The organism is Xylanibacter muris (genome assembly GCF_013166605.1).
In the GTDB taxonomy this organism is placed as follows: Bacteria; Bacteroidota; Bacteroidia; order Bacteroidales; family Bacteroidaceae; genus Prevotella; species Prevotella muris.
On record NZ_JABKKF010000009.1, the window covers coordinates 136,969 to 159,768 of the forward strand.

20 protein-coding genes and 1 pseudogene are annotated in these 22,800 nt (G+C 44.8%); 11 read left to right on the forward strand and 10 right to left on the reverse strand.

Features of this window, described 5'->3' with window-relative positions:
• Nucleotides 1-27: 27 nt before the first annotated feature.
• On the reverse strand, nucleotides 28-894 hold the full coding sequence (gene rfbA, locus HPS56_RS09770) for a glucose-1-phosphate thymidylyltransferase RfbA (RefSeq protein ID WP_172275993.1): 867 nt from the start codon (nucleotides 892-894) through the stop codon (nucleotides 28-30).
• Between the two features lie 174 nt (nucleotides 895-1,068).
• Between rfbA and HPS56_RS09775 the strand changes: the two genes are divergently transcribed.
• The 4 genes from HPS56_RS09775 to rny all read left to right on the forward strand — a co-directional run bounded on the left by HPS56_RS09775 (nucleotide 1,069) and on the right by rny (nucleotide 3,973).
• Nucleotides 1,069-1,707, forward strand: coding sequence for a DUF8491 family protein (locus HPS56_RS09775; protein ID WP_172275995.1), 639 nt, complete (start codon nucleotides 1,069-1,071; stop codon nucleotides 1,705-1,707).
• 85 nt (nucleotides 1,708-1,792) lie between these two features.
• Nucleotides 1,793-2,089 carry a coiled-coil domain-containing protein gene (locus HPS56_RS09780; RefSeq protein WP_172275997.1) on the forward strand — a complete coding sequence of 99 codons (297 nt, stop codon included), beginning with the start codon at nucleotides 1,793-1,795 and terminating at the stop codon, nucleotides 2,087-2,089.
• A gap of 10 nt (nucleotides 2,090-2,099) precedes the next feature.
• Nucleotides 2,100-2,405 carry a cell division protein ZapA gene (locus HPS56_RS09785; RefSeq protein WP_172275999.1) on the forward strand — a complete coding sequence of 102 codons (306 nt, stop codon included), beginning with the start codon at nucleotides 2,100-2,102 and terminating at the stop codon, nucleotides 2,403-2,405.
• Nucleotides 2,406-2,437: 32 nt separating this feature from the next.
• Entirely contained in the window at nucleotides 2,438-3,973 is a 1,536-nt protein-coding gene (rny, locus tag HPS56_RS09790) for a ribonuclease Y (protein ID WP_172276001.1), read from the forward strand.
• Between the two features lie 196 nt (nucleotides 3,974-4,169).
• Here rny and HPS56_RS09795 read toward each other — a convergent pair whose 3' ends face one another.
• The 9 genes and pseudogenes from HPS56_RS09795 to HPS56_RS09835 all read right to left on the reverse strand — a co-directional run bounded on the left by HPS56_RS09795 (nucleotide 4,170) and on the right by HPS56_RS09835 (nucleotide 17,411).
• Nucleotides 4,170-4,547, reverse strand: a complete 378-nt coding sequence (locus HPS56_RS09795) for a winged helix-turn-helix transcriptional regulator (RefSeq protein WP_172276003.1) — start codon at nucleotides 4,545-4,547, stop codon at nucleotides 4,170-4,172.
• A gap of 69 nt (nucleotides 4,548-4,616) precedes the next feature.
• Nucleotides 4,617-5,012, reverse strand: coding sequence for a cupin domain-containing protein (locus HPS56_RS09800; RefSeq protein ID WP_172276005.1), 396 nt, complete (start codon nucleotides 5,010-5,012; stop codon nucleotides 4,617-4,619).
• Nucleotides 5,013-5,266: 254 nt separating this feature from the next.
• Nucleotides 5,267-6,652, reverse strand: coding sequence for a phosphoglucosamine mutase (gene glmM / locus HPS56_RS09805; protein ID WP_172276007.1), 1,386 nt, complete (start codon nucleotides 6,650-6,652; stop codon nucleotides 5,267-5,269).
• Nucleotide 6,653: 1 nt separating this feature from the next.
• Nucleotides 6,654-7,274 (reverse strand): BamK family beta-barrel-assembly machinery protein, encoded by a 621-nt coding sequence (bamK, locus tag HPS56_RS09810; RefSeq protein ID WP_172276009.1) that lies wholly within the window; start codon nucleotides 7,272-7,274, stop codon nucleotides 6,654-6,656.
• Nucleotides 7,275-7,397: 123 nt separating this feature from the next.
• Entirely contained in the window at nucleotides 7,398-8,423 is a 1,026-nt protein-coding gene (locus HPS56_RS09815; RefSeq protein WP_369800301.1) for a DHH family phosphoesterase, read from the reverse strand.
• Between the two features lie 103 nt (nucleotides 8,424-8,526).
• Nucleotides 8,527-9,438, reverse strand: coding sequence for a glycosyltransferase family protein (locus HPS56_RS09820; RefSeq protein ID WP_172276013.1), 912 nt, complete (start codon nucleotides 9,436-9,438; stop codon nucleotides 8,527-8,529).
• Between the two features lie 130 nt (nucleotides 9,439-9,568).
• Nucleotides 9,569-11,887, reverse strand: coding sequence for a translocation and assembly module lipoprotein TamL (gene tamL, locus HPS56_RS09825; RefSeq protein ID WP_172276015.1), 2,319 nt, complete (start codon nucleotides 11,885-11,887; stop codon nucleotides 9,569-9,571).
• Nucleotides 11,865-16,511 (reverse strand): translocation/assembly module TamB domain-containing protein, encoded by a 4,647-nt coding sequence (locus tag HPS56_RS09830; RefSeq protein WP_172276017.1) that lies wholly within the window; start codon nucleotides 16,509-16,511, stop codon nucleotides 11,865-11,867. The genes tamL and HPS56_RS09830 overlap by 23 nt, the downstream gene beginning before the upstream one ends.
• A gap of 96 nt (nucleotides 16,512-16,607) precedes the next feature.
• Nucleotides 16,608-17,411 (reverse strand): annotated as a pseudogene (locus tag HPS56_RS09835) (DnaJ domain-containing protein).
• A gap of 183 nt (nucleotides 17,412-17,594) precedes the next feature.
• On the opposite strand from HPS56_RS09835, the gene HPS56_RS09840 reads away from it, so the two are divergent.
• The 7 genes from HPS56_RS09840 (at nucleotide 17,595) to HPS56_RS09870 (ending at nucleotide 22,786) form a co-directional block, all read left to right on the forward strand.
• On the forward strand, nucleotides 17,595-17,837 hold the full coding sequence (locus HPS56_RS09840) for a hypothetical protein (protein ID WP_172276019.1): 243 nt from the start codon (nucleotides 17,595-17,597) through the stop codon (nucleotides 17,835-17,837).
• A 404-nt stretch (nucleotides 17,838-18,241) separates the two neighbouring features.
• Nucleotides 18,242-19,582, forward strand: coding sequence for a signal recognition particle protein (ffh, locus tag HPS56_RS09845; RefSeq protein WP_172276021.1), 1,341 nt, complete (start codon nucleotides 18,242-18,244; stop codon nucleotides 19,580-19,582).
• Nucleotides 19,583-19,605: 23 nt separating this feature from the next.
• A complete protein-coding gene (gene folD / locus HPS56_RS09850) occupies nucleotides 19,606-20,484 on the forward strand; it encodes a bifunctional methylenetetrahydrofolate dehydrogenase/methenyltetrahydrofolate cyclohydrolase FolD (RefSeq protein WP_172276023.1) in 879 nt (292 codons plus the stop codon).
• 9 nt (nucleotides 20,485-20,493) lie between these two features.
• On the forward strand, nucleotides 20,494-20,673 hold the full coding sequence (locus HPS56_RS09855) for a tetratricopeptide repeat protein (protein WP_172276025.1): 180 nt from the start codon (nucleotides 20,494-20,496) through the stop codon (nucleotides 20,671-20,673).
• Between the two features lie 12 nt (nucleotides 20,674-20,685).
• The gene (locus HPS56_RS09860; RefSeq protein ID WP_172276027.1) at nucleotides 20,686-20,916 is read left to right on the forward strand and encodes a 4Fe-4S dicluster domain-containing protein; all 231 of its coding nucleotides are present in this window, start codon (nucleotides 20,686-20,688) and stop codon (nucleotides 20,914-20,916) included.
• Between the two features lie 5 nt (nucleotides 20,917-20,921).
• Nucleotides 20,922-22,004 (forward strand): 3-methyl-2-oxobutanoate dehydrogenase subunit VorB, encoded by a 1,083-nt coding sequence (locus tag HPS56_RS09865; RefSeq protein WP_172276029.1) that lies wholly within the window; start codon nucleotides 20,922-20,924, stop codon nucleotides 22,002-22,004.
• A 2-nt stretch (nucleotides 22,005-22,006) separates the two neighbouring features.
• Nucleotides 22,007-22,786 (forward strand): thiamine pyrophosphate-dependent enzyme, encoded by a 780-nt coding sequence (locus HPS56_RS09870; protein ID WP_172276031.1) that lies wholly within the window; start codon nucleotides 22,007-22,009, stop codon nucleotides 22,784-22,786.
• Nucleotides 22,787-22,800 lie beyond the last annotated feature (14 nt).

The window sequence follows — 22,800 nt, forward strand, 5'->3', positions numbered from 1 at the left end:
GGTCATTAACAAATGTTTGCCTTTTATTTAAAGGCTTAGAAGATATTTTCCATAATCGTTTTTTATCATTGGTTCGGCAAGCTTGGAAAGCTTGTCCTTGTTTATCCAGCCTTTTTTGTATGCAATTTCCTCAAGACATGCAACTTTTTTACCTTGTCTTTTTTCAATTACTTCGATAAACGTGCTTGCTTCGCTCAAACTGTCGTGTGTGCCTGTGTCAAGCCATGCAAAGCCTCTTTGTAACGTTTGTACATTCAGCTTTCCTTTTGAAAGGAATTCTTTGTTTACGCTTGTTATTTCCAATTCGCCACGCTTACTCGGCTTTATTTCTTTGGCTATCTTCACCACTTCATTGGGATAGAAATACAATCCGACTACAGCATAGTTGGATTTTGGATTCTCCGGCTTTTCCTCAATGCTCAGACATTTGCCGTTAGAATCAAATTCTGCGACTCCATATCGTTCGGGATCGTTCACATAATATCCGAATACTGTCGCTTCTTTTTGTTTCTCCACAATGTCGACACTGTTTTGTAAAATTCCTGTGAATCCGCTACCATAGAAAATGTTGTCTCCCAGTATGAGACACACACTGTCGTCTCCAATGAATTCTTCACCGATAATAAAAGCCTGTGCAAGCCCGTCGGGCGACGGTTGTTCTTCATATTTGAAATTTACTCCAAAATCCTCTCCTGTTCCAAGTAAACGCTTAAATCCGGGAAGGTCGTAAGGGGTGCTTATAATGAGTATATCCCTGATACCGGCCAACATGAGTACGGATATCGGATAATATATCATAGGCTTGTCAAATATTGGTATCAGTTGTTTACTGATACCTTTGGTGATAGGGTACAAACGTGTGCCGCTGCCACCTGCTAAAACTATACCTTTCATTCAATATCTCTTATTGGATGTTTTTTATTTTTGCGGCAAAGGTACAAAATATTTCTTTCATTTAATGTGATTTTACATTTAAAATAATTATTTTGTGAAGAAAAAAATGTAACTTTGCACACGAAAGTAATTCTTAAACAGTAAAAAATAATAACTTAGAACGAAAGATATCGGATGAATATATTTTCAAAACTATTTGGTTCTTCCAGGAATGAAGAGCAGAAGACCGGTGGAATGGAAGATTTTATGACACTGATCAGAGTCTATTTTCAAGCTGCTATCGCTGCCGACCTTGGAATAACCAATCTTGCAGTACTTCCGGATTTGAGAGTGTTTAAGGCAACGTTGCATATCCCTACAGTGAACAACAAACTTGGAGTTGGTGAGAAAAGCCGTTGCCGAAAAATGCTTAAAGACATCTATGGTTTGGATGACTCTTTCTGTAAGGAGATAGATCACAGTATTCGTCGTAATTGTAGTAAAATACAGGATGTGCAGACTTATCTGATTCAATTTCAGGGCTTCAGTCAGGATTTGATGATGTTGGTGGGAAACCTGATGAAGTTTAAGTTACGTTTGCCTTCATTTATGAAAAAGGTTCTTTACACAATGACAGAGAAGACAGTGAATGATATATATACAAAGAATGATTATACGGATCCCGGAGTGATGAAGACTGTTGTTGCCATACGTCAGTATAGCAAGCGGTTGGGATTCAGTCAGGCATGGGTTACAATGTTTGTATATAAAGTCTTAATGCTTGCAAAGAAAGAGCCTAAGCCTAAAGATGAAAATTTTGACAAGGTGAAATAAACAGTAGCGTTTGTCTGCGGATATTCTGCTTTCTATATTGGATACGGAATGCAGATGTTATGGCAACAGTGATAAAAGAGTGACAATGGCTTCGGATGATCAGTCTTTAGTGGTTTTTCAGACTCGTGTGCGTCAGATGATTCTTCAGTTTCAGCAGTTGAAAAAGGAGAACGAGGAATTGTATTCCATGGTGGACAAGAGTGAACAGACTATAAAAGAACTGCGTGAGGAACTTAAGAAAAAGAATTCGGAATATGATTCTTTGAAAATGGCGAGGATGATAGGCATTTCTGATGGTGACATAGAGACGACAAAGAACAGGTTGTCGAAGCTTATACGGGATGTCAATAAATGTATTGCCGTTTTAACGGATCAGAAATAGACGGAAGGCCATGGCAGAACAGAAAAAGGACACATTACATATAAGACTGCACGTGTATGATGAGGAAATCGATGTTACAATCAACAGAGAAGACGAGGAATACTATCGGGCAGCCGCATCTTTCATAACCGATCGTTATAACACGTACGCCCAGATGTTTAAAGGCAGAAAAAGCGATCATACCATAGCTCTTATGGCTATGGTGGATATAGCGTTAAGGTATAAGAAAGAACAAGCAAAGAATGACACGGCTCCTTATTCTGATATTCTTCAACAACTGACTGCCGAGATAGAACAGACGCTCAGTGAGAAATGAGAGTATTAGTTATATTACATTTATAAAAATTTATGGGAATAATAATAATTTCAGTCGTAATAGCCCTTATTTTAGGCGGTATAGGCGGCTTTCTCGTATTCAGATATGTTTTGACGGGAAAATACAAAGAGATGCTTGCTTCTGTCGAGAAGGAAGCAGAAGTGATGAAAGAGAAGAAACTTCTTGAAGTAAAGGAGAAATTTCTGAATAAGAAGAGTGAACTTGAAAAGGAAGTACAGGTAAGAAACCAGCATATACAGCAGAGTGAGAACAAATTGCGCCAGCGTGAGATTTCTCTCAACCAGCGTCAGGAGGATCTCGGGCGCAGAAAGAATGAACTGGACAATCAGCAGGTACGCATAGAGAACGAGAAGAAACTTCTTCAGTTGCGTAACGAGGAATTGGAAAAGATGCAGTTGCAGGAACGTGCCAAGCTTGAGGAATTGTCGGGTCTCAGTGCGGAAGAAGCAAAGCAACGTCTTGTAGAATCAATGAAAGATGAGGCGAAGACAGATGCCCAAAGCTATATTAACGAGATAATGGATGAGGCGAAGCTTAATGCCAATACGCAGGCCCGTAAGATCGTTATTCAGACAATTCAGCGTGTTGCTACAGAAACTGCCATTGAGAACAGTGTCAGTGTGTTTCATATAGACAATGATGAGGTAAAGGGAAGGATTATCGGACGTGAGGGTAGGAACATACGTGCTCTTGAGGCTGCGACAGGTGTTGAGATTGTGGTAGATGACACGCCTGAGGCAATTGTGATAAGTGCATTTGACCCGGTGCGCCGTGAGGTTTGCCGTTTGGCCCTTCATCAGTTGGTTTCCGATGGGCGTATTCATCCTGCACGTATAGAGGAAGTTGTGCAGAAAGTTAAGAAACAGCTGGACAATGAGATAATTGAAACTGGTAAGCGTACGGCTATTGACCTTGGTATTCATGGTCTTCATCCCGAACTTATACGTATAGTGGGAAAAATGAAATACCGGAGTTCTTATGGGCAGAATCTTCTTCAACATGCACGTGAAACAGCCAACCTCTGTGCGGTAATGGCATCTGAGCTCGGATTAAATCCTAAGAAAGCAAAGCGTGCCGGTCTTTTGCATGATATAGGTAAGGTGCCTGATGAAGAAAGTGAATTGCCCCATGCTTTGAACGGTGCGAAGATAGCAGAGAAGTTTAAGGAAAAACCGGATATATGCAATGCTATTGCCGCTCATCACGATGAGTGTGAGATGAATACTCTTCTTGCTCCTATTGTGCAGGTTTGTGATGCCATCAGTGGTGCGCGTCCTGGTGCACGCCGTGAGATTGTTGAGGCGTATATAAAGCGTCTGAATGATCTTGAGGCTATTGCAATGAGTTATCCTGGAGTAACCAAGACCTATGCAATTCAGGCGGGACGCGAGTTACGCGTGATTGTTGGAGCAGACAAGATGGACGATGCGGAAACAGAAGCATTGTCAGGTGAGATTGCAAATAAGATTCAGAATGAGATGACTTATCCGGGACAGGTTAAAATCACTGTTATCCGGGAAACGCGAAGCGTTGCCTATGCAAAATAGGCGTGATATGTGATGAAAACATAGTGTTTTTAGAATAAAAATACAGCCGCAAACGTTTAAAAGCTTGCGGCTGTATTTTTTATACGTAAATGTCAGATTAAGTATTGACTGATTATATGGATAATAGACAGGAATTCTTGCAAGTAGTAGTTCTTTTGCCGCAATATCTCTTTATTGTGTGAGTCCAATATTCGGATTATAATGGTGCGGCTGCTCGTTCCTTAATGATTGTTGAGAAGTTTTCCATAGCCCATTGTATCATTGGTTGACATGCCTCCATAAATGAAAGGGCGCGCGGTGTGAGGCTGTATTCTGTCCTTGGCGGTATTTCCGGATATACCTTGCGGTTTATAAATCCATTGGCTTCGAGATTTCTGAGAGTTGTTGTCAATACCTTCTGTGATATGTCGGGAATGGCCTTGCGCAAGGCGGAAAAGCGCATAGGAGAAGGATGTTGCTGCAGCTCGTTCATTATGAGCAATGACCATTTGTCTCCAACCATCGCCAATATATTGCGTATCGGACAGTTGGGGAACATTGTGTTTTTAATCGCAGTATGCTTATTGTCTTCCATTTATGATAAAGACGGAAAAAACTTATTTATATTATTTTTCCCGTCTTATTATTTGCAATGATGATGCTTTTATTCCTCAATGACGCAATCTGTTGCTGTATATTGCTCCAGTGAACCGTTTTTACCTTGAATACATATATATATTAACGATTCCTCACTTGTACATTTTATGCATCGGCTTACTTCCGGATTTATTTTCACTATGCTTCCTGATGTTATTTCAATTTCTTCATTGTTGAGCATGAACATCCCCGTACCGCTTATTATTATATACAGTTCTTCATTTTGTTTGTGGTGATGGAAAAATGGTATAGACTCACCTTGTGATAAAGAGCCGAATGACACTTCCACGGATGTCGTATCAACAACTTCTTTAACGAATGCCTTCCCTTGGAAAGATGTCAGGTTTTCAACGTTAGCCACACAATATCCTATTCCTGACTTTTGTAGTTTAACTTTGTTCATAATTGTTTTTTTATTGTTTTGCGGACCAAAGTTACTGTTTTTATGTCTTTCTTACAAGAGGGTACTTTGTGGAAAGTAAGTTTCTTTCAGGTAACTATTGTTGGTTATCAGGCATATAGGAAATGACGGATTTTGAAACTTTAACGCTGGATATGAACGCTTATCATTAATCGTGACAAGCATTTATAAATAAAACAAGTGGATTATGAAGTCTGATTAAGATTTCATAATCCACATGTTACTTATAATTTATTCTATTCTATAGTGTCATAAACAACTTGCATGACTTGTTTGCCCAATTCCTCAGCTTCTTCCATTGTATGTGCTTCACTGTATACCCGTATGATGGGTTCGGTGTTTGACCTCCGGAGGTGTACCCACTTGTCTGCGAAGTCTATCTTTATTCCGTCGATATCGTTTACCTTTTCGGATATGTATATCTCCTTTACTTTGTTTAGTATGGCATCAATGTCGGTAGACGGTGTCAGGTCTATACGGTTTTTGGCAATATAATAGTCCGGATAGGAAGCTCTCAATTCGCTTGCCTTGCAGCCCTTGTGTGCAATGGAAGACAGGAACAGGCCGATACCTACGAGGGCGTCACGTCCATAATGGCTTTCAGGATAGATGACCCCTCCGTTTCCTTCTCCGCCGATCACCGCTCCGGTCTCCTTCATTTTTGTCGTTACGTTCACTTCTCCCACTGCTGCTGCAGAATATGTCCCGCCATATTTTTCTGTAACATCTTTCAAGGCACGTGTTGAGCTGAGATTGCTGACAGTGTTTCCCGGAGTGTGTTCCAAGACATAGTCTGCGACACTGACAAGTGTGTACTCCTCACCGAACATCTTTCCATTCTCACAGATGAATGCGAGGCGGTCTACATCCGGATCGACAACAATTCCCAAGTCGTATTTGCCGCTTTTCATTTCACTCATTATTTCATCGAGATTCTTTTCAAGCGGTTCGGGATTATGCGCGAAGTCACCTGTCGGCTCTTTGTTGAGAAACTTGTATTCCACTCCCAATCTGTCAAGCAGTTTGGGAAGAATAATTCCGCCTACGCTGTTTATGGAGTCGACGCATACTTTTAATTTGCTGTTTCTTATGGCTTCCTCGTCTACAAGATTGAGTTTCAATACAGAGTCGATATGTTTTTCATCGAATGAAGAGTCTTCAATATAATGTCCGATAGAATCTACGTCTGCATATTCGAAATTCTCTTTTTCTGCAATTTCCAGTATCGCATTTCCTTCTGCTGCTGTAAGAAACTCACCTTTACTGTTTAGCAGTTTCAATGCGTTCCACTGGCGCGGGTTATGGCTTGCCGTTATGATAATTCCTCCGTCAGCCTTTGACATTGTCACTGCCAGTTCTGTTGTGGGTGTTGTTGCCATTCCTATGTCTATCACATCATATCCCATCCCCATTAAGGTACCGCATACAATGTTCCTAACCATATCCCCGGATATGCGGGCATCTCTTCCCACGATAATCTTTCCGCTTCCGTTTTGTGTGTTCTTTCTTATAAAATCAGCGTATGCTGTCGTGAACTTTACAATGTCAAGAGGATTCAGCGTATCTCCTGTCGCGCCTCCTATTGTTCCCCGTATTCCGGAGATAGACTTTATGAGTGTCATTTTATCTTTCTCTTTGATATGTGATTTCGTAATAGCATGGAATGACATTCGACACGGATGTGTTCTGTCCCTGTGTGTGTGGAACGATAAGTCTTACCTTTGCAAGATTATCCGTGCGTCGTCCTATTTTCAGATATGTGAAAGGTACAAGCCATCCTGACGGAACAGATGAGCCGTATGTGTTGTACATGACACCGCTTGTGAACACAGCAGTATATGTACCGCTTTTTCTTTGTACAAGCATTTTATCATAAGTACGGGGTGTGTTGTCGTTGCGCGACATGTAATATTCGTTAAGAATGTTGTATTCCGTATATCTGCAGATTATGTTTATCTGTTTGTCTTCCTCTAATTCAGAGCCGTTGCCTTTGTTTTCAATCTGCATGTATACTCCGCTGTTGTTCAGGTATACGAATTCATTTTTCTCGATACTGGTAGAGTCTCCCTGAGCATGGAATACAGCTTCGCTGATTTCTCTTATCCCTTGTTTGGCAATGAAACTCTTTATGGCGGAACGCTCCTTTTTCTTTTTGTCACCGTATGTTTCATAGTCGTCACATGCCGTGAAAGTCATGAGTGCGGCTATGGCAAATATGATTTCTTTCAGAGGGATTCTTTTCATTATAATTCTTTTTATGTATTATGATTATCTGTTATTTATGGCAAAATTACAAAAATCCCTTTAAAAATCCTTCATATTACAGTACTTTAACTTGATTTCATTAAGTTCTTGCGTCATCTTTCATTAGCTGCAGAATTTTTCTATGGCCTTTTTTGTAATCCTGACGGCTTCGTCTATTGAGCAATTCAGACGTCCTCCGGATGCGTTGAGGTGTCCGCCTCCATTGAAAAATTCTTTGGCTACAAGATTACATGGGAAGTCGTCGACAGATCTCAGGCTTACCCATACGATATTATCTTTTTCGGTGTCCTCTCTGAGTGAGATTGACAGTTTTGTGCCTTTTATTTGAAGAGGCATGTTTACAAGTCCTTCCGCATCTCCTTTTATGTAATTGAATTTTCTGAGGTCATCGCGTGTGAGTGTGAAGAACGTTGCATGGTGTCTGGCGTCTACGACGAGTTTTTCATGAAGCACATATCCGATGAGCCGTATCCTTTGTTCACTGTAGTTATTGTATACGTTGCGGTAAATCTTGTCTTTGTCGATATTTTTCGTCAATAATCGGCTTATTATGAAAAAAATCTCAGGGCGTGTGCTGTTGTATGTGAATGTGCCGGTGTCTGTCATCATTCCGCAATATATCGGTGCGGCAAAGTGTGAGCCCATTTTATCGAAGTCACCGAGCTCATTCACTACTCTGAATACGATTTCACATGTTGAGCTTATTTCCGGTTCCGATATCATTATGTCGCATTTCAGCTGTGGGTTCAGATGGTGGTCAAACATTACCTTCTTTGCCTTTGATTCCTGTATTAGGTTGCCGAGTCCGTCTGTGCGTGACACATCGTTGAGGTCAAGGCAGAACATGAGGTCTGCCTTTGTCATGATATTCTCTGCGGTCTCTCTGTGCTTGTCGAAGCGGATTATTTTTTCTGTATTCGGCATCCACATCAGGAAATCCGGAAACTGGTCGGGTACGATTATAGACGGTGACTTGCCTATTGTCCTGAGATATTCGGCCCATCCGAGACATGAGCCAATGGCGTCTCCATCGGGATTTATATGACAGAATATAACGATATTCTCGGCTTTATCTATAAAAGAACGCAGCTTTTCAAGATCGGTTGTTGACAATAAGTTATTCATAATATAATGCAGGTGAAGTTTATATGTTATAAAATTGTTTATGGAATAACAAGCGAAAGCCCAATTAGCCGGACTAATTGGGCTTTTGCAATATTTATGTCCTGTTTTAGAAGAGTTTGTCCGGATATACCCCGGAGTCGACAAGCGACTGTATCTTGTCTACAACAGACTGGCGGTCTGCCGCGTATGTCACACCGAACCATTTGCTCGTTGTATCGAGTACTTTTACGGTGGCGGTCTCTTCGTTTATTAGTTTGTTTACCATCAGCGGTATAAAGAATTCCGCTTTTGGGTTTTTCATGTTTTTCTCATCAGACAAGAATTCTTTGAAGTAATTCACGCTATGCTCAAAGTAATCGGGAGTGAATCCCCACATATTCATTGATACAGGAGTGTTGTCTTCCACCTCAATCCATTTTCCGTCTTCATCTTTATAGCATATCGGCCCGTCCACACGCATGATTTCAGTACGTTCCACCACGGTGGTGAGGTTTTCGTCTTTATCCTTAGAGCATATACCGCGTGCCACACTTCCATTTTCCGAGAGAGTATTGCCTACGCGGAATCCCACCATTGCATATTTGTTTGTGCATCCTTCCGGAAGTTCAGAAAGGAATTTGCCTATAACCATGAATGCGTCGCGATTATAGAAGTCATCACAGTTTATGACACAGAAAGGTTCTTTAATGCAGTCTTTTGCCATCATGACAGCATGGTTTGTTCCCCATGGCTTTACTCTTTCTTCCGGACAATGGAAACCTTCCGGCAGGGCGTCAAGGCTTTGAAAGCAAAGTTCCACAGGAACATGTCCCTCATATTTGCTTAGGACTTTATCGCGGAAATCCTGTTCGAAGTCTTTTCTTATAACGAATACTATTTTACCGAATCCGGCCTTTATGGCATCATAGATAGAATAATCCATGATTGTTTCTCCATTAGGGCCAAGTCCGTCTAACTGTTTTAATCCACCGTAGCGGCTTCCCATACCGGCTGCAAGGAGTAATAAAGTTGGTTTCATTTTTGATTGATTAATTGTTTTTTTATTATTGTTAGCTGTTGCAAAAGTACGAATAAATTTTTAAATCCCACCAAAATGTGAAACTTTTTTTAAAGCATATACAGACTCTAACCGATTAATATTTATTGTTTTAGAACGGATAGCCTATTGCGAAGTGGAATCCGAGCCCGTCCTTGAACTTGGGTATGTTGTAGTATCCTCCCTTGCCTGTCTCGTATGGGACATGCAGGGCTATTCCCAAGTCAAGTCTCAGAACAAAGAAATCAAGGTCGTATCTCAATCCCGCACCCGTTCCGAGTGCAAGCTGTTTGAAGAAACTTTCTATTCTGAATTCCGAGTCCGGCCTGTTCTCGTCTTTTTTCATCAGCCAGATATTTCCAGTGTCGATGAAAGCGGCTCCGTATAGGCTTCCGATAATGTTGAATCTGTATTCAAGGTTCATTTCAAGCTTTATGTCGCCTGTCTGGTCAAGGTATGCATAAGTCGTCGACGGCGCAACGTATTTTCCCGGACCGATGCTTCGTATTGTGAAAGCCCTTATACTATTGGCTCCGCCTACATAGAACTGTTCCGTGTATGGTGCGCGCTCAGAGTTTCCGTATGCCCATATAATGCCGCCGGCCACGCGTCCGACAAGCTGCGATTTCAATCCTGTGCGCCATGTCTTCCTTAATGAGGTGTTAAGTTTCAGGAACTGTGCGAACGGGTTGCCGAATAAGTTTTTTTCTTTTGTATTGAACCCCTTGTTTGCTGCGACGTATGCCATGGACAGCACGTTTCCGGCCTCTGTCACTGTCGTTTCCCATACGATAGGGTTTTTATATGTAGCAGGACTTGTGTATGTATATGTGTATTTTATTTTTGGTATGAACTGATTCCTCATAGACATGTATATTGCAGGGTTCCTGTCGGCGATGGAGTCGAAAGTTGCGGTCGTGTTCTGTAGGTAGTTGTAGTCCAGCAGGAACGGACTTAACTCATGTCTGGAGTTTGCCGATGTCTGGAACTTGTATGTTACGGCTCCCGTGACAGTGAGCATCTTGAAGTATTTTGCCCTGTTCAGCACATTTCCGGAAAGTGAGAACAGTGTCGACGGCGGAACATGGAATCTTCTGCGGCCGAACCATCCGAACGGTGCTTCTATGCGTGGATACTCAAGAGACACGTCAGCACCGTATTCGTATGAGTTTATTTTAGAACTGTTGCCGTTCACTTTCTTTCCCGTCTGCCATTCATACGATCCCTTCAGGTTCAGGGTAAGTTTCTCACCGCCCCTGAAGGCATTTCTTTTTGTAAGTCCGAGCACAAGTCCCGGGCCGGTGCGGTCGTTTGTCTTGATTGAATAATTGGCTTCTATCGAGGCGTCCAGCGGTTTGTCGAATATACATGTAAGGCTCATGTCAAGTGTGTCGCATGTTGCGGATGTGTCACGTGGAGTGAATGCGAAATCAGACATGGTGAACAGTCCCATGCTGTTGAGAATGTTTGCTGATTCCACATAGTTGTTTTGACTGAACATCTGTCCGCGCTTTAGTTTGAGGTCCCGCAACAGGGCTTTTATGCGTATTGGAGGTTTTTTTCCTGAATACAACAGTTTGAAGCGTGGGTGCACAAACGAGTCTGTAGGCTGTTCTGTTACAGAGCGTCGCAATTCCAGTTTCATGTTTCCGAGATACCATTTGCGCCCGGCTTCTTCCGGAAGATTGCCAATAGGTTGCATACGTACCTCTACTTTTCCTGGAATGGATACTGAATCTGCAAGAAATGTGGAATACCCGGCCTTGTAGAAATAATACCCGTTGTTTCTGAGCAGATTGCTTATCCTGGTGCGTTCCGCGTCAAGTTGCGATACGGCAAACGGCTCTCCGCTTTTAATCCTTGCGTTATCTGCCGTGCTAATGATGATACTGTCCGTACCTTCGGGAAAACTGACATATTTCAATGTGTCTATTGTATAGAGATGGTTGAGTGTTATGTTATAGCTGAGTTTTTCCTTCTTCGGGTTTTTCTGTGGAATTATGCTATATCCTACGTTTGCATTGAAATATCCGTTATTCCTCAGGATATTCGTAGCGACTTTTGCTCTCATCTCCGGATTTACATAGCTCATCAGTATCGGCTCGCTTCCGAAACTGTTTTTTATCCAGTTGCCGAATTTCGAGGTTGAGTTTGCATATTTATTGTATATCCATAATTTCACGGGAAACGGTGTCTTGTAATAAGAACTTCCCAGAAACGCTCCGTTCGGTGCACATGCCAGTGCGGCTTCAATTTCTTCCTTTACAGCCGGAAGAGCCTCTCCTTCTCCGTTGGGTTCGTATTTTATCTCTTTAAGTCCCGTATACAGGGTCTCGTTTTCCGGCAGGTTGCTTGTTGATGAACAGGCACACAAAAATGAAACTGCCGTCAGTGCTATGGATATGATATTATTGTTTCTTGTTTTTTTCATCGCTTATTATGTCTTTATGTTCTGCCGCGTCCTCATCCTCGTCTTTCTGTCCGGAGTTTTGTCTCATTCTGAACAGTTCGCTTAATTTGTTTATTTTCTTTCTCCATACAAAACCGCCTCCGTATTCCGACACACCGTCTTCCAGAAGGTCGGTAATGTCCTTGTTGTAGAATAGTCTTACATATTTCTGTGCAGTCTGGTCAAGCCTGTATTCCAATGACACATTGTCAATGAAGGCCTCATCCTGTTGCGTTGTACTGTTTGAATTGTTTCCGGAAACTTTTCCGCCTATTATGAAATTCACACGGTTGTTCCAGAATCTTTTTGCGAATTTGAACGAATAGTCGGTATGGGTGTTTCCTGCAGCATCTGAGTTCTGGTCAAGTCCCACACTTATGTCTACGGTTTTCATCGCACTGTTTGTAAGGTTTTTTATCTCGCTTTGCAGAAACGAGTTAAGTGCGTTGTTCATGGAAAATCCGGTGGTGTTGCCGTCTGATAGATACATGCCTGTGGTGAGCATTGTGATTGCCAGCTTGTTTTTCTGTTCAGGACTCATTGCCGCCAGTTCGTTCTTTATTGTCATGTCATCCGGAGCGTCAAGTGTGAATTCAAGTCCCATGTCGTTAAGGGTCTTTGTTACTTTCACTCCACATTTGAACAGTACGCTTCTGCTGTTTCCTGTTTCTGACGCCACCATTGATTTCGTTTCTTCCGTAGCCTCTATGTTGAGTCGCGGATTCATCATGTCTCCCGTAAACTCGATGTGGCTGCCTTTCTGTATCGTGAAGGTTTTCAGCGGAATTATTGGCAGGGCATATTTCATTTCACCGTCGTTCAGGGTGTATCTTCCGAAGAGTTGCAGGTCATCTGTGGTATTGTATGTCATGCGGAGCTCTCCGCCGCCTTCCACATCCACATAGTTTGACTGGCTGGCGTTGAGTGCGCAGCGTATTCTCGCTCCGGATTCAATGTTCAGGAGCAGGAGCATGTCAAGACCGCTGATTGGCGGGCGGTTTACGCTGTTTATCTGTGTCGTGTCGTTGAAGTTTGTGAATGTGACAAGCTCCTTAAGCTGGTCGTCTGTATTCAACGGTGAGTCTTTGAGTATGTATGTCATGTCGGTTTTTCCGAGCACGTCAAGTTGCCCTTTCATTTCAAGATTATCAGTGGTGCCGTTGACGTTGCCGTAGAAATTGACAAAAGCCTTGCCGTAGGCAATCGACTTGCTTGTCTGTTTCGCGTCTATAATCTGATAGTTTGTGGCCCTCATCTTCATGTTTATACGCATTTTCTCCGGATTTGAGAAATCCACGGAGCCTGAGATGTTCAGCGGGTTGTTATTGTATGAGTATAGAGTGAAATTCTCGAGCAGGAGGTTGCTCCCGATTATTCTTACCGGGTCGTTGTCGGCCCTTAATCTTACCCCATAAGGCACACTTACGATATATGAAGAGTCGAGATACACCTCCCCGTCGACCTGAGGCTTACTGAGTGTTCCTTTTATTTCCACTTCGCCGTCTGCATATCCGTTGAATCCGAACAGCCTGTCCGGTATGAATCCGTTTACGATATCCAGCGGCAGTCTGGTCATCTTGAACATGGCTTCCAGATAACCTTCGCCCTCGGTCTGGTAGGAGCCGTTCAGTATGCCGATGTCATGTCCGTTCTGGTTTATGCGTGCTTCCACGTAGTGGGCCAGGTCTTCACGTTGCATGTATATGAATTCCGTGCTGAGATTTCCTATGGGGCATTTCTCGTATGTCATGTTGCTTACAGACATGTCGGATGCCACCGAGACTTTCTCATTCTCGTTTAGCAACAGGTGGTAGTCGCCGTTCAGCATACCGGTTATGCGCGGAGCGTATGGAAGTACGGAAGTTATTTTTTCGAGATCAAAATTGTTCAGGCTGACCGTGAGGTCCTGAAGTGTCTCTCTGTTTTCGTCATTCGAGTATATTTTCACACCTGTACCGTCGTCTGCGATGAGGTCTACGTTGGCATATACTCTCTTGTTGCGGCCAAGGAATACATAGTTCTCTTTATTGAGATTGAATTCTTTGTATCCTATGACAGGCCTGTATGGTGTCAGATGTATGTAGATGCCGCTGTCGCGCATCTCTGCCGTTGTTCCGAGCTGTACTCCCATCCTGTTGTTCTTGTCATAGTACTTGACGTTAGCCTCTATGCCATTGTCGTAGATATGTCCGTTCATGAGGGTTGTGAAAACAAACTGGGGATTATTCTTGTTGTTTGTGACCTGGGCATTGAACCTCACAAGCGACGAATCCTGTCTTATATGGAATTTTATTGTATCGATTCTTGTGCTGTCGGCCGTAAGTGAATATACGTGTCCGTTGCCGTTCAATCCCTTGACGGGCGATGATGTTATGTCAAGCAGCAGGTCTTTGAAATCCACTCCCTTCATTCTCAGAAAGTTGGCGAACGGATTATCGTTTCCGCTTGTTATATAAAGGCTCAGGTCTGGATAAAGTTCCTTTATTCTCGGGTGGTCTATTATCTTGTTTTTCATCTGGCCGAGAATCTCGTCCGTTATCAGTCCTCCTTTTTCAATTAGGCTTTTATATCCTCCTTTTGCTTTCATGTCCAGCTTCAGGTTGCCGCTTGACATCATTGCCCAGGTGGTATCCCTGTTTGTCATGACGTCTATTGTTATGTCTGTAGGGCGGTATGTCTTTTTCTGTGTCTTTACCGTGAGGTCGTTTACGTATCCGTTTATTTTAAACGCTTCCTTTAGGTCGGATGCAATGTCGATATGTGCGCATACTCCGGCTTTTAACGGAACATCGGTTATTCTTAGCCTGTGAAAGTCTGCCTCCCGAAGGTCGGACACTATTGTGCCTGCCAGATATTTCCTGCTTACAAGAGCGTCGATGCCGATGGTGCCGTTAAACAGTCTGTTGCTTCCGTTCACGGTTACGTGCCCTCTTCCGTTGTTAAGGATGGCTTCCGCATTCATGCCGTTGATGTCCAGTTGTCCGTAGTCGAGGTGTGTCAGGTTTATTCTTGCATCCATGCTGCTTTTGTCAGACATGAGGTCGAATCCTTTCCCTTTGGCCTCCATTTTAGCGGTGATACATCCCAATGAGTCGTCGTACATGAAATGGGCTATGTCAATGCCGTCTATTTCCATTGTGGCGTCATACGTCTCTGCCTTGGTGTTTACCTTTGCCTTGCCGTTTATGACTCCGCCGGATTCCTTTATGCTGAATGCCGCTGAATATGCCTTTCCGTCAGCTTTCAGCTTCGCCTTCATGCTGATGTTGCGTGGTATGCTGATATTGTTCATGGCCGTACCGGCCAATGGCTTTATGAAGTTAAGGTTTCCTGTCTGTGCCTTTATGTCTGCCGTAGCCCTCAGCCTGTCCATGTCGGCAGGGTCTGATGCCCGTCCGTTTGCCGTAATATGGAATGCTGTGGGAAGATTTATGTCAAGTCCGGTAAACTCTACGTCTTTCATGTTTCCGTTCACAGACCCTATGATGTTTATCGGTTTGTTCGGATATCCTTTTACGAATGCGGCAGGCTGCTTTCCTGCAAATCTCATGACATCCTGTTTCCCGATGGAAGCCATAAGCCTTAGATATGTCTTTCCGTCTTTTTCCTTGTCGAAGGTGTTGAACTCCATATCAAGGTGGGCTTCGACATTTGAGTCGGGTGTGCGCAGTATCATGGGCGACAGCTGTATTCTTGTGGAGTCAAGGATGACAGGCGAGGTAAGCCCGGTTATCTCCAGCCCGCTTTTTTCCTTCATCGCGCATCGCCTTATATTCAGCCGTGTCAGAGGAGAGTGGTAGAGGATGGAGTCTATTCCGATGTTTATGCCGCTAAGGGCTATATGATTGTAGTCGGGCCCTTCGGAATGCGGCTCGTATTTGTTGTCGTAGTTGAAAGAACCTCCGTTCCAGCTTAGTGTCCTTACTTCATACCGTTCATTTCCAAGGTCTATATTCGTACCTCCGATACCGGCCTGCTCAATTCTTGTTGATATTATAAGGGTATCGCCCGGCATGTGTACAACGGCGCCGGTGTTTGATATGTTCAGTGTGTCTGCATATATTTTCCAGGGAATTTCTGTTTTTGAAGTATCTTCCGGAACAGAGTCGGAAAGCGCCACGTCGATGTATGTGCCGTAAATATTGATGTCGTTTATCTCAGCCGTCTCATTGCCGAGGTCGATGCCTTTGCTGTGGAGACTCAGCTTGCCTATGTTTCCCTTTATCCTTGCTGCTGCAATGATGTCGGAGGTGTTGATTTTTGTGTCGTTTACTTCAATGGAGTTTATAACCACTTTGTTGTTGAACAAGGGTTTCAACTTTACGTCTATGGTGAGTTCCTTTGCATCGGCTATCGTGTCTTTCCTGTTTCTGTTAAGACTGTCGGGCTTCAGCATCCTGAAGTCCTTTATTGTCAGGTCAAGCGGGAATGACAATGACACGTGGCCGATAGAAATGTCCATACCTGTCTTTTCCGATGCGGTTTCAGCCACTTTGTCTGCAATCCAGTTCTGCACCGGTGGAATGTAAAGCGCCGCTGCTGCCAGAATAAACAGAAAAATGGGAACCAGTATTATTATACCTGTCCAAATGAGTAATTTTTTCATTTTGCGGTTGTCAGATTATTGTATATATAAAAATGTGTATTGACTTATTCTGTTTACAGTCATGTATGACGGCATGCTGGCATGCCGCTTGTTTTCTTAAAGCCCTCTTGCCTTGAATATTTTTTCCTTGGCTTCGTTTATCTCCTGGAATTTCTTTTCCGCTGCTTTTCTTATGTCCTCTCCCAAGGATGCCACGCGGTCGGGATGATGTTTCAGTGCTAATTGTCGGTATGCCTTTTTCACTTCCTCATCGGTTGCCGACGGGTCTACGCCAAGTACCCTGTATGCGCTTTCAAGACTGTTGCCCGCGTCTCTTAGGTTCAACATCGAGTCGGCGTCGTTCTGTGAAATGTGCATCCATGCGGCACATTCCCTTATGGCTGTGACCTCATCGTTTGTCACTTTACCGTCCGCCTGCGATATCATTACGAGGAAGCTGAGCAGTTGCAGGCGTTGTTAGTAGTCGATGTTTGAGGCAATCTGCATGCAGCATTGGCTGACGGTTGTCTTGAACCTGTCGTTGCCCTGCCGTTTCTGCTCGTTGAAGAGTTTCATCAGAATGTCTTCTCCCTGAGCCACGGCATGTCCTCCAAAGTTGGAGCGCAGGAAGTTGCGTACAAATTCCATTTCGGAGTGCATGATGCGTCCGTCGGCCTTGATTATATACGACGCCAGTACTAATAAAGAGAATAGAAAGCCGTTTCGGTCGCTTTCACCGGCCTGCCGCCTGCCGTATCCGTTGTATGCCCTTGAAGAGTCGAATGTTCCGGAATTGTCTTCGTTGTTGACACTGTCCATCGCACTGTCGAAAAACGACCCCATTGCTATTCCCACCAATAATCCGAGGGGGCCTCCTGCCATCCATCCGATAGCACCGCCGATCCATTTGCCTGCTGCCATGTTTCTTTATATTAAAAAATTACCATGCAAATTTATATATTATTTCCCAATAATATGGATTCATTTTCAATAAATGATATATTTTATGATATTCTTTGAATCTCGCAAACACTTTTTTCCTGTTGTCGCGCGGATACTGGCACGGGTGAAAATACGGATAGCAATGATGTATGCTGTCCAAATGTGCCGGCGGACGGATGGGGATTGGCTTTCCCGGCATGGATATGGGCGCATTTGTCCGTTTTCCTGTGGATGCGTGGTATAGGCAGCGTGGATGCCGGTCAGTCCGAAAACCGCATGAAAACAGATGCGGGACGGCTGCTTTGCAAATGCGGGAATGGCGGTTTCCTGACTTTTGATATGGCGCTCACAAACTTGAAAGTGCCGGTTCATAAACCTTCCGACTTAAGTCGGAAAGCTTTCTGACTTAAGTCGGAAGGGTGTCTGACTTAAGTCGGAAACCCGTCTGACTATAGTCGGACGGTCTGCGGACAGGTGCTTTGCTGTTTGTGGATGTGCCGTTTCCTGCCGTTTCATTATGTATTCTGATGCTGTGGCGTTCTTATCGGATTTTTGTCTGGCGGGAGAGAGGTGTGCGGCATGTCTGATGGCCTGGATTTAAAAATTGCACACAGTGGAATGTTGTGCGCAATCTTTGTCCAAATCTTGTGCGGATACGCAAAAAGCAAGCCGTTTTATTTGTAGGGATAAAATTAATTCGCTATCTTTGTAACATACAAAATGTCTGCCACGCCTTGTTCCGGCATGGCATGATAATGGGCGTTGAATATAAAAGAATAAGATATAAAAAGAGTATATATTAAAGAATTATGTTTGAGAATTTAAGCGACAGACTTGAGCGCTCGTTCAAAATATTGAAGGGCGAAGGAAAAATTACGGAGATAAACGTTGCGGAAACCCTGAAAGATGTGCGCCGTGCATTGCTGGATGCCGACGTGAACTATAAAGTGGCGAAGTCGTTCACCGATGAGGTGAAGAGAAAGGCTATGGGTATGAATGTGCTTACAGCGGTGAAGCCGGGCCAGCTGATGGTGAAGATTGTGCATGATGAGTTGGCAGGACTTATGGGAGGCACTGCCGCTGAGCTGAAGTTGGAAGGCCGGCCGGCAATAGTCCTGATGTCCGGACTTCAGGGTTCGGGTAAGACGACTTTCAGTGGAAAGCTTGCCAATATGCTGAAGAAAAAGAACCGTAAGAATCCTTTGCTCGTTGCCTGTGACGTATACCGTCCTGCTGCCATAGAACAGTTGAAGGTCGTCGGGGAGTCTGTCGGTGTGCCGGTTTATTCGGAGCCGGATAATAAGGACGTGGTCGCTATTGCCGGCAATGCCATACGGGAGGCAAAGGCCAAGGGATACGATGTGGTGATAATAGATACTGCCGGACGCCTTGCCGTGGACGAGGAGATGATGAATGAGATCGCCTCGCTGAAAGAGGCTGTGAATCCTGACGAGACCCTGTTCGTGGTAGACTCGATGACAGGACAGGACGCCGTGAATACTGCGAGGGAATTCAACGACCGGCTCGATTTCAACGGTGTCGTCCTTACAAAACTCGACGGTGATACCCGTGGCGGTGCGGCTCTTTCAATACGTACTGTAGTGACGAAGCCGATAAAGTTCGTCGGCACGGGCGAGAAGATGGAGGCGATAGATGTGTTCCATCCCGAGCGTATGGCCGACCGCATTCTCGGTATGGGTGACATCGTCAGTCTCGTGGAGCGTGCCCAGGAGCAGTTTGACGAGAAACAGGCAAGGGAACTTGAAAAGAAAATACGCAAGAACAAGTTCGACTTCAATGATTTTATGGCCCAGATCCAGCAGATAAAGAAAATGGGTAATATAAAAGATCTTGCCGCAATGATTCCGGGTGTGGGAAAGGCGATAAAGGATATCGACATTGACGACAATGCCTTTAAAGGCATTGAGGCGATAATAAGCAGTATGACTCCCAAGGAGCGTACCAATCCGGAGATAATCAACCAAAGCCGCCGTATGCGTATTGCAAAAGGCTCCGGTACGAACATTCAGGAGGTTAACCGGCTGTTGAAGCAGTTTGACCAGATGCGCAAGATGATGAAGATGGTGACAAGCATGGACAGCAGCAGAATGATGCAGATGGCCAACATGATGAAGTCAAAGATGAAGTAAAAACGCTTTCGATAAATACTATTATGAATTTGATAGACGGAAAGGCCACTGCGGCCGCCATAAAGCAGGAAATAGCATGTGAGGTAAAGGCCATTGTCGACGGAGGAGGCAAACGCCCCCATCTGGCAGCGGTCCTTGTGGGACACGACGGAGGCTCGGAGACATACGTGAAGAATAAGGTTATTGCATGTGAGGCATGCGGGTTCAAGTCTTCACTCATCAGGTTTGAGGATACAGTCAGCGAGGCCGAGCTTCTCGAGTGTGTCGACAGACTGAATAAGGATGACGATGTTGACGGCTTCATAATACAGTTGCCGCTTCCGGCTCACATCGACGAGCAGAAGATAATCGAGGCGATAGACTACCGTAAGGATGTAGACGGATTCCATCCCGTGAATGTCGGCCGTATGGCCATCGGTCTGCCGTGTTTCATATCGGCCACTCCTTTGGGGATATTGACATTGCTGCGGCGTTACAATATTGAGACAAGCGGAAAGAAATGCGTCATACTGGGACGTAGTAATATAGTGGGCAAGCCTATGGCGCAACTGATGATGCAGAAACAGTATGGCGATTCCACCGTGACGGTATGTCACAGCCGTTCGAAGACGCTGAAGGAGGAGTGCCGTGAAGCCGATATAATAATAGCGGCTATCGGACGCCCTGATTTTGTAACGGCGGATATGGTGAAGGAAGGCGCGGTGGTAATTGATGTAGGCACGACACGGGTTCCGGACGCTACACGCAAGAGCGGTTTCCGACTTAACGGTGACGTGAAGTTCGATGAGGTGGCCCCGCTTTGTTCCTATATAACACCGGTGCCGGGAGGAGTAGGTCCGATGACAATATGTTCGCTTATGAAGAACACGTTGGCGGCGGGCAAGAAAGAATACTATAAATAGATTGCATATATGACTGCCATGGAATATTATCTTGAAGGCAACCGCTTCCGTAAGGAGGGGAAATGGGCAGAGGCCATCAACTGTTATGTGGCAGCCATAGAACAAGACCCGGAAAGTCCTGCCGTAGAGGCAAAGGCAATGCTTGACGATATATTGAATTTTTACAATAAGGACGCTTACAATCCCTAAAAATATATGCTTATGGGTAAAATTAAAGGTGCCATAGTTGTTGACACTGTGCGATGCAAAGGCTGTTCGCTTTGTGTAGAGGCCTGTCCGCAGGATGTCATCATGCTGGCAAAAAAAGTAAATGTGCATGGCTATCCATACGTGGAGGCTGTAAAAGAGGATGCCTGTATAGGGTGTGCCTCATGCGGTATAGTATGTCCTGACGGATGCATAATCGTGTACAGAAAAAAGATGGAGGACTGATCGGTATGGCAGAACAGGAAGTAACATTGATGAAAGGCAACGAGGCGATAGCCAGGGCTGCCGTAAGATGCGGTGTTGACGGTTATTTCGGATATCCGATCACCCCTCAGAGTGAGATTATTGAGACGTTGGCTCTCGACAAGCCTTGGGAGACGACCGGAATGGTTGTGCTTCAGGCCGAAAGCGAGGTGGCGGCCATCAATATGGTATATGGAGCGGCCGGAGCCGGAAAGCGTGCCTTCACATCGTCGTCAAGTCCGGGTGTGGCATTGATGCAGGAAGGGATATCATATCTTGCCGGTGCAGAGTTGCCGGGAGTGTTTGTGAATGTACAGCGCGGAGGTCCCGGACTCGGTACGATACAGCCGTCGCAGAGCGATTATTTCCAGGCCACACGCGGAGGCGGCAACGGTGATTATCACGTGATTGTTCTTGCTCCGGCATCGGTACAGGAAATGGCTGACTTTGTGGACCTCGCATTTACCTTGGCTTTCAAATACCGTAATCCGGCCATGATACTGTCTGACGGAGTGATTGGCCAGATGATGGAGAAAGTGGTGTTGCCGCCTTATAAGCCGCGCCGTACGGAGGAGGAAATAATGGAAGAATGCCCGTGGGCTACATCAGGACGCAGAAATTCACGCCAGCCCAACATTATCACCTCATTGGAACTCAAGCCGGAGGAGATGGAGAAACGGAATGTTCATCTGCAGGCTAAATATGAGGAGATACAGAAAAATGAAGTGCGTTATGAGACCATACAGTGCGATGATGCCGAATACATAATAGTGGCATTCGGAAGTGCTGCGCGTATCGCACAGAAAGCAATCGAGACGGCCAGGGCTCAGGGAATAAAGGTAGGTCTGTTCAGACCTATAACGTTATGGCCCTTCCCAGCCGGAGAGATAGCAGGGCTGGCTCATGGAAAGAAAGGCGTTCTTGTGGCCGAAATCAATGCAGGGCAGATGGTGCAGGACGTGCGCCTTGCAATAAACGGTGAGGAGCCGGTTGAGTATTTCGGACGCCTGGGCGGCATAGTGCCTGAGCCAGATGAGATAGTAAACGCATTGAAGACCAAACTCATGTAATTATGGCACAGAATACAGATAACATATTGTCACCGGAAAATGTGGTGTACAGGAAACCAAAGCTTATGAATGACGTCCAGATGCACTACTGTCCGGGCTGCAGTCATGGTGTCGTTCACAAACTTGTGGCGGAAGTGATAGAAGAGATGGGACTTGAGGAGAAGTCCGTCGGAGTGTCACCGGTAGGTTGTGCCGTATTTGCCTACCGTTATATTGATATTGACTGGCAGGAGGCGGCACACGGGCGTGCCCCGGCTGTTGCCACCGCTATAAAGAGGTTGTGGCCCGACCGCTTGGTGTTTACATATCAGGGAGACGGCGACTTGGCATGTATAGGTACGGCCGAGTCTGTACATGCTCTTAACCGTGGAGAGAATATCACTATAATATTCATTAATAATGCAATATACGGTATGACCGGAGGACAGATGGCGCCTACGACCCTTGTAGGGCAGAAGACCAGCACATGTCCTTACGGGCGTCAGCCGGAACTGCACGGTTATCCGTTGAAGATAACAGAGATGGCCGCAATGCTGGAGGGGACATGCTATGTTACACGCCAGAGCGTGGAGACAGTAGGGGCGGTGAGTAAGGCAAAGAAAGCCATACGTAAGGCTTTTGAGGCTTCAATGGCCGGAAAGGGAAGCTCTCTGGTGGAGATAGTATCCACCTGCAACAGCGGATGGAAGCTTACTCCCTCTCAGGCGAACAAGTGGATGACAGAGAATATGTTTAAGTTTTATCCTAAGGGCGACCTGAAGGATACTACCGGGGAAAAGTAATCATCGTAAAACCG

Coding starts and splice junctions, on each gene's coding strand:
- HPS56_RS09780 (WP_172275997.1), top strand. CDS start 1,793: ATGGCTTCGGATGATCAGTCTTTAGTGGTTTTTCAGACTCGTGTGCGT.
- HPS56_RS09855 (WP_172276025.1), top strand. CDS start 20,494: ATGACTGCCATGGAATATTATCTTGAAGGCAACCGCTTCCGTAAGGAG.
- glmM (WP_172276007.1), bottom strand. CDS start 6,652: ATGACACTCATAAAGTCTATCTCCGGAATACGGGGAACAATAGGAGGC.
- folD (WP_172276023.1), top strand. CDS start 19,606: ATGAATTTGATAGACGGAAAGGCCACTGCGGCCGCCATAAAGCAGGAA.
- ffh (WP_172276021.1), top strand. CDS start 18,242: ATGTTTGAGAATTTAAGCGACAGACTTGAGCGCTCGTTCAAAATATTG.
- tamL (WP_172276015.1), bottom strand. CDS start 11,887: ATGAAAAAAACAAGAAACAATAATATCATATCCATAGCACTGACGGCA.
- HPS56_RS09800 (WP_172276005.1), bottom strand. CDS start 5,012: ATGAACAAAGTTAAACTACAAAAGTCAGGAATAGGATATTGTGTGGCT.
- HPS56_RS09865 (WP_172276029.1), top strand. CDS start 20,922: ATGGCAGAACAGGAAGTAACATTGATGAAAGGCAACGAGGCGATAGCC.
- rfbA (WP_172275993.1), bottom strand. CDS start 894: ATGAAAGGTATAGTTTTAGCAGGTGGCAGCGGCACACGTTTGTACCCT.
- HPS56_RS09785 (WP_172275999.1), top strand. CDS start 2,100: ATGGCAGAACAGAAAAAGGACACATTACATATAAGACTGCACGTGTAT.
- HPS56_RS09820 (WP_172276013.1), bottom strand. CDS start 9,438: ATGAAACCAACTTTATTACTCCTTGCAGCCGGTATGGGAAGCCGCTAC.
- HPS56_RS09775 (WP_172275995.1), top strand. CDS start 1,069: ATGAATATATTTTCAAAACTATTTGGTTCTTCCAGGAATGAAGAGCAG.
- HPS56_RS09830 (WP_172276017.1), bottom strand. CDS start 16,511: ATGAAAAAATTACTCATTTGGACAGGTATAATAATACTGGTTCCCATT.
- HPS56_RS09870 (WP_172276031.1), top strand. CDS start 22,007: ATGGCACAGAATACAGATAACATATTGTCACCGGAAAATGTGGTGTAC.
- rny (WP_172276001.1), top strand. CDS start 2,438: ATGGGAATAATAATAATTTCAGTCGTAATAGCCCTTATTTTAGGCGGT.
- bamK (WP_172276009.1), bottom strand. CDS start 7,274: ATGAAAAGAATCCCTCTGAAAGAAATCATATTTGCCATAGCCGCACTC.
- HPS56_RS09795 (WP_172276003.1), bottom strand. CDS start 4,547: ATGGAAGACAATAAGCATACTGCGATTAAAAACACAATGTTCCCCAAC.
- HPS56_RS09860 (WP_172276027.1), top strand. CDS start 20,686: ATGGGTAAAATTAAAGGTGCCATAGTTGTTGACACTGTGCGATGCAAA.